Source organism: Devosia rhodophyticola, assembly GCF_028816475.1.
Lineage (GTDB): Bacteria > Pseudomonadota > Alphaproteobacteria > Rhizobiales > Devosiaceae > Devosia > Devosia rhodophyticola.
Genome location: NZ_CP118247.1, coordinates 1,184,996 through 1,201,549, shown reverse-complemented (window position 1 = coordinate 1,201,549; position 16,554 = coordinate 1,184,996). Strand labels below are relative to the sequence as shown.

The following is a 16,554-nucleotide window of genomic DNA, read 5'->3' as shown; positions in this document are numbered from 1 at the left end:
CAACACGTTTCTTTGTCGCACAGCACTGTGTTAAGCTAAAGCGTGCGGCACCAACAAAAGCTGATCAGAGGCAGGTGGGAATGGGCGACTTGGAATCTAGGCGGGTAAAGGCAAGCCTTCGGGACATCGCCAAGGCCGCCAATGTCTCGGTATCCACCGTCTCTCGATATCTTAGCGGACAACTCACGCTGAAGGATGACACCCAGAAACGGGTTAAGTCCGCCTTGCTGGATGCAGGTTACCGTGATGGACGAAGCAATCCTTTGCCCTCGGTAAATCGACTGACCGCTACTATCGGCCTCCTTATTCCTCACACAGCGAACTCATACTATGGCCGACTGGCCGATGCGGTGGTGCGGGCCGCCGACGAGCAAGGGCTCTATGTGATCTTGCTAAGCACACTGAGCAACCCTACCCGTCAGGTGGACTATTTAGAGCTTGCCACATCGCTGGGACTCGGGGGCTTGGTCTATGCAGGAAATTACCGCACAAATGACGCGCTGGCCAAAGTCGTGGCAAGTGGCATTCCCACGGTCTTGATCGATGAGGACGTCGATGGCATACCGCCAACCGACAAAGTACTGATCGATGATTATGCGGGCGCTTATCAGGCTGTTACCTATCTGTGCAGTCAGGGTCACCGATCGATCGCACTGCTGACTGGACCGGAGGAACTACGGTCCAGTCGCGAACGTAGGCGAGCTTATGGTGACGTGTTGACGCGGCACGGCGTGCAGCCCTCGGACCAATTTATGATGCAGGGTTCGTTCACCGAAGCGTTCGGTGCTGCAGCATTTGCTCGCGCCATTGCCGCCGAAGACCGCCCTACCGCCATTTTCGCAGCAAGCGATGTGATCGCGCTCGGCGTTATCAGTGCCGCAGCGAGTTTTGGTATCAGTATCCCCTCAGAAATTTCCCTCGTCGGATTCGACGACATCCCCGAGGCGCGGCTAGTCCTCCCCCACCTGACGACGGTGCGAACCCCACTCGCCGAAATATCGACTACCGCAATAACACTACTGCGAGCGCGCATGGCTGGAGCCGACAGGCCCTCGGAAACTGTGATGATCTCAGCCAATCTTGAGATCAGGGGATCGGTGACGTCGCAACGGTAATGCGGCGGCAAGGCGTTGTTGGCCTTGCAGCATAAAGACCGCGTCTAGTCCGAATTTTCGCGCCATGGCAGGTCCGGCCTCTTCGCCCAAAACCATCAGCGCGGTTGCCCACGCATCGGCAGCGGCGCAGGTGGCGGCCGCAACCGTCACCGAGGCAATAGCGTTAGCGAGCGGTTCGCCTATACGAGGGTCAATCGTGTGGGACACAATGGCGCCACCGTACTCACGCCAGTGACGGTAATTCCCCGAAGTCGCCAAGGCGACATTGCTGACGTCGATGGATTTTACCAACTCACGTTTGTCGCGCACTGGGCGTTCAAGGCCGATGGTCCAGCCCGTATCGGTTGGGCCCGGCCCGCCGGCCCGGATTTCGCCGTCAATGCTGACGAGAAAATTATCGATGCCATGCGCACCAAGGCAATTAGCGAGGCAGTCTACGCCGTAGCCCTTGGCTATTCCCGACAAGTCCAATTGCAGTTCGCCGTTGCGCCGCACCCGACAAGTTGCCAGATCGAGTTGCAACTCTGGTGCCTCGGGGTCAAGGTCTTGCCGTCGTGCCCGCGCTGCATAAATGGCCTCAGTGTCGGGGTTCGTCGATGTCGGTCCGAAACCCCAAGCTTGGACTTGCGCGCCCACGCCGACGCTAAAAGCGCCGCCGGAATCCTCCCCAATCTGCAGACCGAGCGCCAGCACGTCAAAAAGTTGGCGCGGCAATGTTACCCACTCGCCAATTGGGGTTCGATTAAAGTGCATCAGATCGCTATCGGGTTTCCAAGTCGACATTTGGTGATCCACCAGATCCACTGCGCTTTGCAGATCGGATTGGACTGATGCCAGCAGAAAATCTTGATGCGCCATAAAAATTGCTGACCAGCGTGTGCCCATGGTTGGACCGTTGAGAGTGTGTCGGGTGGTTGGTGCGGGCATGGTTTTTAGTCTCTCAATAAACATCTTCGAGATACCTTCCACTTGCTTTGAGCGAGGTGACGTTTTCACCTATGGGGGCCAACGCCAGATTGAGGCTTTCGACAACGCCCTCGGCCATTTGTCGCCCCCACACACCATGATTTGCGCGCCGCTCGACACCAAATCACGGATCGCTGCACCATCCTCGCGTATGCGGTCTTGCACGTAGCCCCCACCAACAATGCGCGAGAATGCAGTCACCAGACCTGCTAGCCGATTGTCCGCAATTGCCTCACCAAGGATTGGCGCATAGAGGAAATCTGAGGCGGGATCACGCCCGCCAAAGTAAAGATGCAAGGGACGATGACGATCGTTGTGACGCACGAAACCAACGAGAGGGGCGATGCCGGTGCCCGCGCCGATGAGCACGATCGGCGATATTCCTTTGCGGGGCCGGAAATCGGGATTTGCCTTAACGAAGGCCTGTATTCGCTCGCCAGGCTGTAAATTATGCAAGAATTCCGAGCATAACCCACCCGTCTGTTTGCGCACGCAAATTTCAAGTTCGCCATCGCCAGAAGCCGACGCCAACGAATAAAAGCGCGGCACGGGGCTGCCCGGGGGGAGTATGCCGACGAGATCACCGGGTTGAAATGACATGGTTTTGCCAAAGGCCAGATGCTCCCACCAATGGGAAATTTCGCGTTTGGGCAATGTAAAGCGCATAACGACTGTGGGTGCCTGGACTTCCATGCCGAAATCGGTCCGGCTCGCCAAGCTCAACGATATCGTAGGTGGAAAAGTCGGGACATGTTCGAGCGCCAGCGCGTTGCCAAGCTTGCCACCAAGATCCTGCCCCCATTGGGCAAAAGCTTGAGGCGACTGTCTATCGACTGTTGCCATGGGCAAAATCTGATCCATACCCTTTTCAGCCAATGCGGCGGCGCTCACTTGTGCGAAGCGGCAGTAGTGCGAAAAGCTTCGATCCCCAAAACCCAGCACTGCAAAGGACAGATTGGGATGTGGTTTGAAGCGCGCCATCCGGCTTAAAAAGCGGTTTGCCGAGGTGGGTGCCGAGCCGTCACCATAAGTTGCGGCCAGCACGAGAAGATGGCGGGCGGCAGGATACGCGGTGGCTAAATCGTTCATCGCCCCCGTGTGGACTTGATGGCCTTGATTGACCAGGGCCCGATGGAGCACTTGGGCAAATCCCCAGGTCGAATTTCCTTCACTGCCAACAAGGATAACCGTATCAGCGTGGCGTGCCCCGGCATTGTTGGCGACCTTGATTTGATTGCGTCGACGCAACCACCAGATAGATGTGCCGGTGACAGCCAGAACGGGGACACAAAGCGCGGCCAATCCCAACAGCGCACCGAACCACCATAAGCCTTGGCCGGTGTGAAGCATGTAAAGCGTTTCGTAAATCGACTGGCCAACGCTTTTCGGCGTAAAATTGAGCAACGCACCCGTTGCCTGATCAACGTATCCCTGTCCCGACGCGGTCGTCAGAGTGAAAACGTCGGTAGGATCACCAGCATAGGGAAAGACTAGTTCGCGCAGATCGGCCAACGGCACCGCCTGTAACGCGCTTAGCGAGGAGATAAGGGCGGGCGTTCCCCCATCAACACTGGCGGGGAATTGGCCAACCGGGCTGGTGCTGGCAATCACACCAAAGCTGGTCAACGACATATAGCCTCCGGTCAGGCTCGACACCAAAAGACCGACAATTGCAATGCGCGCCAGTTCGACGTGCAGGCGCTGCGATATCGTTCCTTTGACGGTGACAAAAATTTTGCGCCAACCGCCAAGCCGTTTGACCAGAAGCAGCATCCCACCGACGGCAAGCACAGCTAACGCCAAGGCGCTCATACCCGAGGCGAAACGCCCGTTCATGCCAAGGAACAGAGAACGATGCAATTCTGTGAAAAACACAAAAATTGGCGACGGAGAATAATCGCCAAGCACAGCACCGGTCGCAGGGTCGATGAGGGCCGCCGCCACACCTTTGCCGCCGTCATAATAGGCCGTAACGGCACCCGAAGCGGCGTGGACAATACGCTCCACGCCGGTGAGATGGGTGCTGACCGCATTGGCCAATGCAGCGACGTTCATGGCGACGGTAGTTGAACGCACCGCAAAATGATCCATCACGGGTTGCACTGACAGAACCGAGCCCGTGATTGCCATGAAAGCCACGATCAGACCGGCGACAAGCCCGGGGGCGGAATGTAAACGGCGCAACATCACCCCAGCCCCTTAAAAGCTGACGCTCAGAGCGCCCACATAGCCTCGGCCGGCGACAACAGTGCCCGAATTGGCCTGGGTCAATTTCAACACCGCGTCGTCGCGAACTAATCCGCCATCCTGAACCGCGCTGTCCACATGAAGTGTATAGCCTGCATCAATCAGGGAATCCGCGATATTGACGTCGACCTGCATGGTCCGTCCACTGCCAATGCTGGCGCCGGTGATGCCGTCAATGCGTTGGTTGCTGGATGAGGCAGCGCGAAACCAGCTACGCAGATCCCTCTGGTAGCGCGATTGGCCTCCGGCCACCCAGACGGTGGAATCAAAGGAACCATCAAGCTTGTTCAGATAAACGGCAAGATAGGCAGGTGGACCCCAATAGTTAGACATCTGGATGGATAGCTTGGTATCCTTGGCGAACGCGAGAGTGGGCGTTCCAAGCGCCGTTGCAAGCATCAGGACCGTGATCAGCTTTTTCATGAGGGCACTCCATGGTTGGTAATTGTCCCCATATCGCAGACCAACCTGACAGCAGCCTGAAGCAAACCAGGCTCACTATTCAGGTTGATGTAAGGTTGCGATTATAGGGATGGCCCAAAAGGAGCAGAAATTGCGCATATTGCTGGTTGAGGATGACCAGGTGCTCGGCGGCGCGATCCGCGACCATGTTGCAGCCACAGGCCACAGCGTCGACTGGTTGACGCGGGTGGATGATGCTGAGGCCGCCTTGGACAGCGTTGGGTATGAACTGGTCCTGCTCGATCTTAATTTACCAGACGGCCGGGGCCTGGACTTACTGCGGCACCTACGTGCCCGCGGCAGTTCGGTGCCGGTTATCATCACCACGGCGCAGGACCAAATTAACGTTCGCATCGAAGGTTTAAATGCCGGCGCCGACGATTATCTGGTCAAACCTTTCGACTTGAGTGAAATGAGTGCGCGTGTTGCGGCGGTGGCGCGTCGATATTCTGGCAATCCAGCGCCGCTTGTAACCGTAGGCGCTGCGCAGGTGAACCTGGCGACCAAATTGATAATGCAGGGCGAGGAGTCTGTTACCCTTACACAGCGAGAATGGGCCGTGTTCGAACGCCTGATCAGTCGACGCGGATCAGTCGTGAGCAGATCGGAGCTCGAGGATTCTTTGTATGAATTTGGCGCTGAGATCGAAAGTAATGCGGTTGAAGTCTATATCAGCAGGCTGCGCAAAAAACTGGGGCGCGAAACGATAACTACCCAACGCGGCCTTGGCTATCGGGTCGATAAATGAAGTGGCCCTACTCGATTGCCCTGCGTCTTGCCATTTGGCTAAGTGTCGGCACTTGCTTACTCTGGTTGGGTGCCGCCGCAATTTCCACAAGTGTTCTGCAGCATGAGTTGGCGGAATCCTTTGACGAAGGATTGCGTCAAAGTGCTTACCGGTTGCTGCCACTCGCCCTCCATGATTTGCGGGAACCTTCGGAACATGCCCTGCCCATTGCTGCCACCGATGGGGCGGCGGCAGGTTCGTTCACCTACCTGGTTTATGATAGCACCGGCAAAGTCGTTATCCGGGCGGACGATGCCCCCCAGGTCCTATCCAGCATTCCGTCGGGCGATGGATTTTTACTTATCGGAAATCGTCGCGCCTTTGCCGCGAGTGACCATCGCTCTGGATTTGGTATTGTCGTGTTGGAAACCTCTAACTATCGCGGCGAAGCCCTTCGCGACGCGATTGGCGCTCTGTTCTGGCCGCTTGCAGGTCTATTGCCCTTAGGGGCGGCAGGCATATGGTTTGCCGTGCGGCTGGCGATGCGCCCACTTGAGCGTCTGCGGCGCGAAATTGCTGAACGCGGTGGCGCAAACCTGTCACCGCTGAGCAACAATGAACATCCCGTGGAATTGGCGCCGATCGCCCAGGAAGTTGCCGCACTGCTTGTGCGGCTCAAGTCAGCCATGGATATCGAGCGCGAATTTGCCGCCAATAGCGCGCACGAACTGCGCACCCCAATCGCCGGTGCGCTGGCCCAGACCCAACGCCTCGCCTACGAGCTCGGCGAGCATCCGGCACAATCGCGGATCAGGGACATAGAAAGCGCGCTGCGCAATCTGTCCCATTTATCGGAAAAGCTTTTGCAACTCGCTCGCCTTGACGCAGGATTTGCTCGATCAGAGGTGCCTATCGACCTGCGTCCTGTCATTACATTAGTCGTCCGCGACTTTCACGCCGCGCACGAGGTATCGGACCGCGTGAACCTGACGATACTTGATGATGCCAAACTCGTTAGCCCGATTGATCCGGATGCTTTTGCGATTGCGCTCAGAAACCTGATCCAGAACGGTCTCGGTCACGGCACGCCAGGGGCAATGGTTGATGTCGTTGCTGGACCGGGAGCTATTTTGCGCGTGCGCAGCCGCGGCCAAATTGTTGGTGCGGAGCTATTGGCAAGACTCAGCCAACGATTCATCCGAGGTGAAACTGCGACGCGCGGTTCGGGACTCGGCCTTGCGATTGTCAGTGCGATCATGGCGCAGTCAGGTGGGCGATTGGCGTTGCTTTCTCCGGCAATCGGGGCGGACGATGGCTTTGAGGCGCAACTTTGGTTGCCGTCGTGAGGGTGTCCCGAATTCGCTTCAGATGCGCCTGTGCTCCGTCAGCACCTGTGTCTCGGACTGTGGTTAAGATTTAGGGAGGGTTTTGGTCTCGTTGCTATGCTACCGTTGTGACGTTCCGGTCAACGTGATCACGCTCAATAGCCGTGTTCGTTTTCGTTTGTGCGTTGCGCCGCCTGATTGGAGCAGCAGCCGGTCAGACTGCCGAGGCGCGACGGTGTGATTGCACGGTTAAACTGTTGCACATCGAGGCAGTGCCCTTATTAAGACTGCTACGTTGAGCGGCAAGGGTAATTGTCTTGACAACGCCTTGGTTCGACCGTGTTCAATTCGATGAACGCCAAAATGGTCTGGAAAAACGATCTTCCAAACCGCACAGCCGCGGAAATGGGCCATAGCCGATCCATTTACGGAGGCCATGGTGGCAGTTATTGAGCGTATGCCTCTCCACTAAATCCGGGCAAGTTCATTGACGCGCCTCGACCGTCGGGAAATGGTGTAGTCTTCCTTGTTGCGGGCATTCAGTCTTTCCATTCCATTAGTCTGGGTCTGCGCCCTCGACAGCATCGGTGTCGGCGATTTTTGGACGCAGATAGCGGCCCACGAGCATGGGAAGGATGAATCCAACAATTGCCATGGTCCATAGTGCAATTGACAGGGGCGAGGCGACAAGGGTCATCACATCACCGTCCGAAATCGTCATGGCTCGGCGCAGGTTCTTTTCCATCTGGTCGCCCAGCAGGACGCCCAGGATAATGGGCACCAAAGGTATATCGAGTTTGCGCAGCACCCAGCCAAGAACGCCGAACGCAATCATGACCATCAGATCGAATGTTGAGCCAGATACGCCATAAATGCCGACGAACGAGATCATCGCCACGCCGGGCATAAGGTAACGTGGCGGAATCATCAACAGGCGTACGAAGAAGCCGACCATTGGAATGTTGAGGGCCAGCAACATGAAATTGGCAATGAACAATGCAGCAACAAGACCCCATACCACATCTGGGTTGTTCTGGAACAGCAACGGACCGGGCGTTATGTTGAGCGCCAGTAGCATGGCCAGCAAGACGGCTGTCGTGCCTGAGCCGGGGACGCCGAGGGCTAGCATCGGCACCAATGCGCCGCCGGCTGCAGCATTGTTGCCTGCTTCTGGTGCAGCCACGCCCCGCGGATCACCTTTGCCGAATGTGCCTTCCTTGTCCTTGAGCCGCTTTTCAAAGGAGTAGGCGATAAATGAGCCTAGCGAGGCACCAGCACCGGGGAGCACGCCGGCAAGAAACCCTAAAATTGTACCACGCGCCATTGATCCCGATGTCTGCTTGAGCATTGAAACGGGCGGGGTAATGCGGCCCAGCTTAACCGTTCCGTCGCCGCCCGTCGCCTGAGTGGTGCCGCGATGTTCAAGGAAAGTGAACACTTCGGAGAGCGCAAACATGCCCACGATGGCGACCAGAAAATCGATGCCGTCATATAAATGTACTTCGCCAAATGTGAAGCGTGGTACACCCGTCTGTCCGTCAACGCCGATCATGGCGATGCCAAGTCCAAGCGCGGCGGCGAATGCGGCCTTTGCCTGGTTGCGACTGGCAAGGCCGCCCAAGGTCGCAAAGGCTAGGGTAAATAGGGCAAAATACTCGGCGGGGCCGAACAACAGGGCCACCTTGACCAATTGTGGTGCCAGAAACACCAGCCCCCAAGTCGCAAAGAATGAGCCGACAAATGAAGAAATGCCCGAAATCGACAACGCCTCGCCGGCCTGGCCTTTGCGAGCCATGGGATAGCCATCAAGCGTGGTCATCAGGGCTGGCTCATCTCCGGGTATGTTGAGCAGGATCGAGGAAATGCGTCCCCCATACATGGCCCCATAGTAGACGCTTGTCAGAAGAATAAGTGCGGGCGTGGCAGGCAGTCCAAGGGTGAAGACCAATGGAATCAGAATTGCGACGCCATTTGAGGGTCCCAGCCCCGGCAAAGCACCAATAATCGTGCCAAGAAGACAGCCGATCAAGGCCAGTCCCAGGTTCTGCCAGGTCAAGGCAATCAGAAATCCGTCGGCGAGTGATTGAAGCGAATCCATGTCTTAATGTCTCTCAAGCCGGGATCAGAACCCCCAGGGCCCTCTGGCGAGGGAAAGTCCAAGGACGATACGGAAGACCAGGAAGATGCCACCCGAAATTATCAGGCCGGCAGCAGCTGCCTTCAGCGGCGGCGTGCCCAGTCTCCATGACAGGAAGCCCCCGCAAAGTGCGGTGGTCAGTACAAAGCCGGCGATGGGCAAAAACTGGGCGTAGGCAATTAACGCAAGCACGGCGACGCCGATTTCTAGCAATCGCGGAAATGCCGGCCATAACGGTTCATCGTCGGGGCGCCACAGTATGGTCGCAGATGCGATGGCAATGACTGTCGCAATGACAATCGGAAACACGCGCGGGCCCAGCGGGTCCTGGATGAAGCTTTCCTTGATCAGGAATGCTCCCCAGATCATGAGACCTGAAAGCACCAAGCCGGCAATTCCGAGCAGACGATCGCTGGAATTCTTCATCGGATTTCCCCTTGCCGCATGAAACCAGGCGAGGCCCACAATATGGTGCGTGCGGGCCCCAAGAACGTTGCGCGGTCTACTCGATGAGGCCTATTTCCTTGGACAAAGCGGCGATGCTGTCCACGGAGTCTGAGACGAAGGCCTGGAAGTCAGCGCCGCGCAGGTCAAGTGGAGCCAAACCGTTTGACGCCATCGTGGCCTTCCACTCCGCCGAGTCATAAACGGCCCCGATCTGTGCAACCCAAAAATCGTAGGCTTCGTCAGACATGTTGCCAGGGGCATAAAATCCGCGCCAGTTTGCGCCAATCACATTGATACCCTGCTCCTTGGCAGTCGGGTAGGAGGCAAAATCGCCTTCAAGACGCTCTGGAGCCAGTACGGCGATCACCTTTATGTCGCCCGAATCCACGAAGCCCTTTGCTTCCGACGCGTCGCCGGTAAAAGCCTGCACGCTTCCCGCCAGCAGCTGAGTTACGGCCTCGCCGCCACCGTCGAAGGCCACGTATTTGACGCTACGGACGTCGTCAATGCCGAACTTTTTGGCTGCAATGAGCACCTTGAGGTGGTCCCATCCGCCAACAGCGGAGCCGCCGGCAACAGACACGCTCGTCGGGTCGGCCTTGATCTTTTCCAGTAGCTCAGGGAGTGTGTTGATCGCTGAGTCCCTGGCGACGGCAATGATGCCGTAGTCGGCGCCGACCGAGGCCAGCCAGCGAACCTGGCTCATATCATTTCCAGGATAAGCGCCCTGTGCCAGACGCGTCGATGTTGCCGAAGAAGCTGCAACGATCAGGTCGTTCTCTGCATCGCGCTTGTTGACCACTTCGGCGAATGCCACCCCGCCGCCGCCGCCGGCAAGATTGGTGACCTGCATTGTACCGGGGATCAATTTGAGATCCTGCAAGGCTTTGCCAACCTGACGGCAGGTAAAGTCCCAACCACCGCCCGCACCAGCCGGCGCGATGCACTCGGTATTGCTTGGCTCGAACGCAACAGCGTTTGGGGCGTACGCGGTCACGCTGAGCGCAGCGGCAAGAAAAGTGACTTTTGCCACGGAAAGCAATTTCATTGGATTCTCCTCAATTGTTTGCCTGCCGCCAATTGCTGGTCTTGCAGGCCTCGAGGCTATCTAGCAGACCAACCTGTCATCAAGCTGTCATCGCCAACCACGGACATTGCACTTGCAAGCCCTGAGCTTAAGCGCTCAATTGCGAGCACGCACGGGAGGGCGCCTGTCATTCGCATCTTGCTTGTAGAGGATACCCACGATGTCGCGGGGGCAATTGTTGCCAGCTTTGGCCGCCGTGGCGATGCTGTTGATCATGCGATTACGCGGGCCGAAGCCAACGAGCTGCTCGCCCTGCAGCGCTATGACGTGATAATTCTTGATATCAATTTGCCGGATGGCGACGGACTTTCGCTGCTCGCGGATCAAAGACGGCAAGGCAACACAACGCCAATCCTGATGCTGACCGCCCGGTTAAAGATCGATGACCGAGTAGCCGCCCTCGACCAAGGTGCCGACGATTATCTGGTCAAACCGTTTGATCTGCGCGAACTTGAGGCACGTGTTCGCGCGCTTGCCAGACGTGCGCAGCGGGACCCCTCTGAAGGCTCGGTGATCAGCTATGCCGATCTAGAAGTTGATATAGCCGGGCACACAGCCAACCTTGGAGGGCATCCGGTCAATCTGACACGGCGTGAGTTCGGCGTGCTTGAGGCGCTATTGATCAACCGCGGCCGTGTCATTTCCAAAGAGCAGATTTTTGAGCGAATGTTTTCGTTTGATGAGGACGATGTCGGATTGAATGCTGTCGAGATTTATGTCGCCCGGCTGCGCAAGAAGCTGGAAGGGGGCACTGTGGCCATCAAGACACTGCGCGGACTGGGATACCAACTCATTGCAAGACAATAGGGCACTAAATCGTTTTGGGCACGGCAACGGGCAACCTCTATCGTTGGCCTCTCGTCTTTTCCTGGCCATTGGTCTGATATTACTGGCCGGAGGGATTATAGTCACATCTGCCGCTTTGGCTTACGGGCACCAGGCGGCGCGTGACGCGTTTGACCGACTGCTGGTCGGCGCGGCGAACCAGATCTCGGCATCGATTTCGATCGTTGATGGCACTCCGCTGGTGGATTTGCCCGTGACGGCATTGGAATTGCTGGCTTTGGCCAGGGAGGACCGGATCGCCTATCGTGTTATCGACCCCGAAGGCGTCACGCTAACCGGATACGATGAGCTTGCGCTTCCCCCCACCCAGCAGGATGTCAGCTTTTTTGATGGCACGTTCGCCGGAGCCCCCGTCAGGCTGGTTGCGGTCCGTCGGCACTTCGCCGAGCGCGGCTTTAGTGGCACCGTGACGACGATCGTCGCTCACACGACCATCGCCCGACAAGCATTGGCCTGGGACATTGCACGTAATGCCTGGATGATGTTGGCGGTCGCGGGGATTGGCATGGTCGCCCTTGCGGCTTTTTCGATCCGTTCGGCACTCGTCCCCCTCAAACGTATTGGCCAGGACCTGCTCCGTCGTGACCCCAAGGACCTGACTCCGCTGGACATAGTGGTGCCGCGTGAGCTGCGCGCCGTTGTCGATGCAATCAATCGCTTCATCACCCGACTGCACCAGCAGATCGACGGCATGCAAAACTTGATTTCGGATTCGGCGCACCAGCTACGTACGCCCATTGCGGCTCTGCGAGCGCAGGCGCAATTGGCAAGCGAGGAGCAGGATCCAGCGCGACAGTCCGAGATCGTTGGCCGGATTCTGGCGCGCGCCGTCGGCTTGAGCCGCCTGACCGACCAGATGTTGAACAGGGCATTGGTTATTCATCGCGGCGACAGCGCAGTCCATACCAGAATTGACTTGCGCCGGACTGCCATGGCGGCAGCAGAGGTCTTTGACGACGGGGCAATTTTCGAGGTCGGCCGACTGCGCCTCGACTTGTCCGAAACCCCGGTGTGGATTGCCGGGGATGCCCTCTCACTTGAGGAGGCCGTCAAAAATTTGATCAGTAATGCGCTACAGCATGGAGACGGCGTTGTGACTGTCTCGGTTATTCGACAACCAGATGAAGCGTTGCTGCATGTGCACGATGAGGGTAAGGGAATGACGGCAAAGGAAGCGCGTCAGCTTGGCCAGCGCTTTCTCTCTTCGGACCAGCACCGCACCAACGGCACGGGAATTGGCCTGTCCATTGCGCATGCCGTTGCCAATGCCCACGGTGCGACCATTGAGGTCGATATCGCCTCCAATTCCGGGTTCACCATCAGCTTGGTGATCCCGCTACAGCTTCAAGAGCATTCACCATGATCCGGCAAGTGATCGTTATGCTCGCCGCTGTGATGACTTGCTCGGCCTGCATTGCGCAGGAAGACTCAGCAGTCTTTGGTCCGCCAACAGCCACCGACACGCTGGTAGTGCGAAGTACAACCGATATCAACGTGTTCGCGCCGGTTATGCAGGATTTCTTGGCGACCCGCCCCAACATGGCCATTGCCTACGAGCAGTGGGGCTCAAATGATCTGGCCGCGCTTTCGGCCCGCCATTGCGCATCAGGGGCTGACAGTGCCGATCTGATCATCAGCTCGGCGGCCGATTTGCAGGTGCAACTAGTAAATGATGGCTGCGCCATCGCGTACAAATCGCCGGCCACTGAAGCCTTGCCGACCTCGCGCAATTGGCGGAACGAGATATTTGGCATTACCGAGGAGCCGGCGGTGTTGATCTACAACACCGAGCTAGTGGCACCAGACGAGGTACCCCTGTCGCGCTTTGACTTGATCGACCTGCTACGTCCCGCCGACTCCCGCTTTGTCGGGCGCGTTGCTACCTACGACATCGAAGCCTCAGGCTTGGGCTATCTGTTTGCGTTCATGGATTCGTTGCAGGCCAACACCTTTGGCCGGCTGCTCGAAGCATTCGGCCGCTCGGGCGCGGTGGCCACCTGCTGTTCGGCGGAACTGATCGACGCGGTGGCCGACGGCCGCTATCTGATCGCCTACAACGTGCTAGGATCTTACGCCCTTGCGCGTGCCGACAAAGACGCCCGCATTGGCGTACGAGCGCCCAGCGATTACACCCTCGTTCTATCAAGAACCGCGCTAATTCCCAAGCACTCGAATAATGTCGGCGCGGCGGGCGCCTTTATCGACTTCCTGCTGTCCGGTGCTGGCCAAACAGCATTGGGTCAGGCTCGGCTGGTGGTGAAAATAGGAGGTGCCGACGGCTCCGATTTCGACCTGCCCGGCGGCGGCCCATCAAGCCTGCGGCCCATCGCCCTGTCGCCAATTCTGTTGGCAGGTTTGGACCAGCACAAGCGCAAGATTTTTTTAAGCCAATGGCGCCAAAACTTGCGGCAGAAGTAGATGCGCCGACTTTGGCCGAAGTCTAAATCCTGGCAGTTTGGTTGCAAAATCCAAAACCAGAAGAATGAGTAGCGCAATTTGCCCGGAATCCGCGGCGAACGCAAAAATCTCTGGGGCGGGAAATGAATAAGGCACTCGGTAAATGCAGTTTGAAATCCGAGCTAGAGAGCTGTACAGCGGCTTCATTCAACTACAGAAACCTGTCCCATTTGTTTACACTCGAGCGCCAAAGAGCCTCCGTCGAGTGTAACCCGAAGTGCAAGCTGGGTGAGCGACGGTTGTGCGGTGGTACGGATCGCGCTGTTCACCCTTCTGTCGATTCCCGCGCCAACGCCTATTCGTTCAGCCTCCGACACAGATCTCATTGAAGACGCCAGCATCGATCATGCCGGCAATATTGGCGGAGAGGTCGAACGTCGGATACTCGGCAAGCACTGCGGCAGCCGCGGCGCCCAGCGGTTCACCAGCGCTCAGATGCAAGACGAAGTCGGCCCCACCCGGTGGAAGCCGTCGGACCATGACCTCAAGCCCCGGTCGGGTCACCAGCGCATCCTCGGGCGCGCTCGCGTCGATCTGACTTATCGGCGCGTCGCCTCGATTGGCCGCGAAAATGGCGACCACAGAGTAGCGCGAGCGAACTACCCGCGTTGCGGGATGGGGCGCAAGAATAGCGTCGGTCAGTTGATCCGGCGGGATCAGGGCCAGCGATGCACCCATCAGCGGCTTTGCGTCGGCGGCATGATAGGCGTCGAGCCATGCCCTTTCCAGCCGTGCCACATCGGCCAGCCATGGCATCAAGCGGGCGTGCTCATATTGCTCGATGAACCCCGCAAAATCGTAGCCATATTCGAACATGAGTGGTGAGTTAGGGGGCGTGGCGCGCACATGGTCCCGGGCCATGGCCCGGAAGAAATCGACGCCAGTTATGCGCATCGTTGCCGGAAATGTTGCGGCGAGCGCGTCGATGAGGCTGACGGTGACATTGTTGCGATAGACCGCATAACGCCTGGCGGCAGCCTTGCCGTCGGGCCCTGCGACAATCGAGGGTACCGCGCGTTCAGGATTGAGCAATCCCGCAACGAAGTCGACGGCATAGCCGGGATGGTGGTCGATGCGCCCGACTTCTGGATCAACGGACCGCATGAGCTATTCCAGGCATGAGGCCATGCGCATGACGATCGAGCATTAACTGCGCGGCCGTCGCTTCTGCTTTGAGGATAGGCCAGTCGGGAATATCGCTGTCCCATTCAACAAGAGTCGGAATGGGCCCGGCTCGACCGATCACGATGTCATAGAGCTTCCACACCGCGTCGGCGACGGGACCGTCATGGCTATCGATGAGCAGTAGATCACCTTCGTCATCTGTTTGTTCCGCGTGTCCAGCCAAATGGATTTCGCCAACATGCTCGAGCGGAAAATCGGCAAGATAATCAAGCGCGGAATGGCCCTGGTTGGTGGCTGAGACAAAGACATTATTGACATCGAGGAGCAAACCGCAGCCGGTGCGCCGGACAAGTTCGCGTAAAAACTCGGTTTCGCTTATCGTTGACTGCTCAAACAGGACATAGGTCGAGGGGTTTTCGAGCAGGAATGGACGGCCTATCGTGTTTTGCACCTTGTCAATATGTTCGGCGACGCGCGCAAGCGTCGCAGGGGTGTAGGGCAGCGGGAGCAGATCGTTGAAATAGGTCATCTCATGGGTCGACCAGGCGAGATGCTCTGAAACCAGAGCCGGCTCATATCGATCCACCAGCGCCTTGAAGCGAGCAAGATGGGTCTGGTCGAGCGGCTGCGGTCCGCCAATTGACATGCACACCCCGTGTAGCGAGACCGGATAATCGCGGCGGATACGCGTCAATGCGTCATGCGGGGGGCCGCCAGCGCCCATATAGTTCTCCGCGTGCACCTCGAAAAAGGCACGTTGAGGATCATCGGCCAATATCGAGGGAAGATGCGTATGCTTGAGGCTGGTTCCCGCCAGACCGGCGACAGGATGCGCCGGAAAGCGCGAGGCAACCGACAATCGAGGGTGTAGGGATTGGGCCAGTTCGTTCATCGAAGCCTCCACTTTCCGGCGGATCATATCTGTTGCTTAGGCAGGAAGATCACGGGTCAGAGGCTCCAGCGATCCCATACGGTCGCCGGGCACCGCGATGGTTGCGCAAGTCCCGGAGGGGACCAGAGACCAGGCATTGCCCTGGAAGTCGATGGTCGACGTCCCCTGGCAGGTGGTGCCGGGTCCGGCTGCGCAATCATTGAGACCAGCGAGGGAAACACCGTAGCATTTTTCCTTGCCAGCATCCATCGCCGCCGACATTTCTCCCTCCGTCATCGGTGCCGCGTATGCGGCGAACGACGAAAGCGCTGTCAAAACTGCGCCAGCCAATATGGCCGTGCTCACGGTTGTTTTTGTAGACATGCTCGTTTCTCCCTTGGTGAAATGGCCCGCCCTTTTTTGGACGCGCGTCTGTCAGTTCGTTCAACGGGCTCCAATGTTACAGGATTGGGGACACGACTTCGTGATCGCGGTCCTTCGGCACCGCGTCTATCAAGCCACAACCCCACAGGCCATAATTGGAGGGACCGAGCCTATACAACTTCGTGCAATGTCGGGCATGGTGATGAATGAGAAAAACGTCCGTTGCGGACCTCAGGGCGTGGCAGACAAAAAATTCATGAGATTTTCGCGCTCCTGAGCGTCGTGATCAGAGTTCGGTCTGACCGGAACAGCCCCGGCGAATGGTCTTTCTTTCCTGACGACCCTTAACGGCGATATT

Annotated in this window: 15 protein-coding genes; 6 read left to right on the top strand and 9 right to left on the bottom strand. The window is 57.7% G+C overall.

The genetic code is table 11. The features are described 5' to 3' along the window. The first annotated feature begins 80 nt into the window (after positions 1-80). Positions 81-1,115 (top strand): LacI family DNA-binding transcriptional regulator, encoded by a 1,035-nt coding sequence (locus tag PSQ90_RS05805; protein ID WP_282212469.1) that lies wholly within the window; start codon positions 81-83, stop codon positions 1,113-1,115. Here the strand turns inward: PSQ90_RS05805 and PSQ90_RS05800 are convergent. The 3 genes from PSQ90_RS05800 to PSQ90_RS05790 all read right to left on the bottom strand — a co-directional run bounded on the left by PSQ90_RS05800 (position 1,071) and on the right by PSQ90_RS05790 (position 4,751). Further along, complete coding sequence (locus tag PSQ90_RS05800) at positions 1,071-2,000, bottom strand: FAD:protein FMN transferase (protein WP_282212997.1); 930 nt, start codon at positions 1,998-2,000, stop codon at positions 1,071-1,073. The genes PSQ90_RS05805 and PSQ90_RS05800 overlap by 45 nt on opposite strands. 111 nt (positions 2,001-2,111) lie before the next feature. Beyond that, positions 2,112-4,268 (bottom strand): PepSY domain-containing protein, encoded by a 2,157-nt coding sequence (locus PSQ90_RS05795; protein WP_282212468.1) that lies wholly within the window; start codon positions 4,266-4,268, stop codon positions 2,112-2,114. Between the two features lie 12 nt (positions 4,269-4,280). After that, positions 4,281-4,751, bottom strand: coding sequence for a DUF2271 domain-containing protein (locus tag PSQ90_RS05790; RefSeq protein ID WP_282212467.1), 471 nt, complete (start codon positions 4,749-4,751; stop codon positions 4,281-4,283). 130 nt (positions 4,752-4,881) lie between these two features. On the opposite strand from PSQ90_RS05790, the gene PSQ90_RS05785 reads away from it, so the two are divergent. Together PSQ90_RS05785 and PSQ90_RS05780 are read left to right on the top strand one after the other, a co-directional pair. Next, positions 4,882-5,538, top strand: a complete 657-nt coding sequence (locus tag PSQ90_RS05785; RefSeq protein WP_282212996.1) for a response regulator — start codon at positions 4,882-4,884, stop codon at positions 5,536-5,538. Beyond that, the gene (locus PSQ90_RS05780; RefSeq protein WP_282212466.1) at positions 5,535-6,863 is read left to right on the top strand and encodes a histidine kinase dimerization/phospho-acceptor domain-containing protein; all 1,329 of its coding nucleotides are present in this window, start codon (positions 5,535-5,537) and stop codon (positions 6,861-6,863) included. The genes PSQ90_RS05785 and PSQ90_RS05780 overlap by 4 nt, the downstream gene beginning before the upstream one ends. Before the next feature lie 535 nt (positions 6,864-7,398). Here PSQ90_RS05780 and PSQ90_RS05775 read toward each other — a convergent pair. From PSQ90_RS05775 to PSQ90_RS05765, 3 genes are all read right to left on the bottom strand, one after another. Next, the gene (locus PSQ90_RS05775) at positions 7,399-8,940 is read right to left on the bottom strand and encodes a tripartite tricarboxylate transporter permease (RefSeq protein ID WP_282212465.1); all 1,542 of its coding nucleotides are present in this window, start codon (positions 8,938-8,940) and stop codon (positions 7,399-7,401) included. Positions 8,941-8,964: 24 nt separating this feature from the next. Then, entirely contained in the window at positions 8,965-9,405 is a 441-nt protein-coding gene (locus tag PSQ90_RS05770; RefSeq protein ID WP_282212464.1) for a tripartite tricarboxylate transporter TctB family protein, read from the bottom strand. 76 nt (positions 9,406-9,481) lie between these two features. After that, complete coding sequence (locus PSQ90_RS05765) at positions 9,482-10,474, bottom strand: Bug family tripartite tricarboxylate transporter substrate binding protein (protein ID WP_282212463.1); 993 nt, start codon at positions 10,472-10,474, stop codon at positions 9,482-9,484. A gap of 168 nt (positions 10,475-10,642) precedes the next feature. Between PSQ90_RS05765 and PSQ90_RS05760 the strand changes: the two genes are divergently transcribed. From PSQ90_RS05760 to PSQ90_RS05750, 3 genes are read left to right on the top strand one after another with little or no spacing between them, the layout of a single operon-like run. Continuing rightward, a complete protein-coding gene (locus PSQ90_RS05760) occupies positions 10,643-11,320 on the top strand; it encodes a response regulator transcription factor (protein ID WP_282212995.1) in 678 nt (225 codons plus the stop codon). A gap of 43 nt (positions 11,321-11,363) precedes the next feature. Then, entirely contained in the window at positions 11,364-12,722 is a 1,359-nt protein-coding gene (locus PSQ90_RS05755; RefSeq protein ID WP_282212462.1) for a sensor histidine kinase, read from the top strand. Continuing rightward, positions 12,719-13,777: an ABC transporter substrate-binding protein gene (locus PSQ90_RS05750; protein WP_282212461.1), complete on the top strand. Its 1,059-nt coding sequence runs from the start codon at positions 12,719-12,721 to the stop codon at positions 13,775-13,777. The genes PSQ90_RS05755 and PSQ90_RS05750 overlap by 4 nt, the downstream gene beginning before the upstream one ends. A 342-nt stretch (positions 13,778-14,119) precedes the next feature. Here PSQ90_RS05750 and PSQ90_RS05745 read toward each other — a convergent pair whose 3' ends face one another. The 3 genes from PSQ90_RS05745 to PSQ90_RS05735 are packed head-to-tail and all read right to left on the bottom strand — an operon-like array spanning position 14,120 to position 16,196. Next, positions 14,120-14,920 (bottom strand): HvfC/BufC N-terminal domain-containing protein, encoded by an 801-nt coding sequence (locus PSQ90_RS05745; protein WP_282212460.1) that lies wholly within the window; start codon positions 14,918-14,920, stop codon positions 14,120-14,122. Next, positions 14,907-15,833, bottom strand: coding sequence for an MNIO family bufferin maturase (gene bufB, locus PSQ90_RS05740; protein WP_282212459.1), 927 nt, complete (start codon positions 15,831-15,833; stop codon positions 14,907-14,909). Before bufB ends, PSQ90_RS05745 begins: the two co-directional genes overlap by 14 nt. Positions 15,834-15,869: 36 nt before the next feature. Continuing rightward, on the bottom strand, positions 15,870-16,196 hold the full coding sequence (locus PSQ90_RS05735) for a BufA1 family periplasmic bufferin-type metallophore (protein WP_282212458.1): 327 nt from the start codon (positions 16,194-16,196) through the stop codon (positions 15,870-15,872). Between the last annotated feature and the right edge of the window lie 358 nt (positions 16,197-16,554).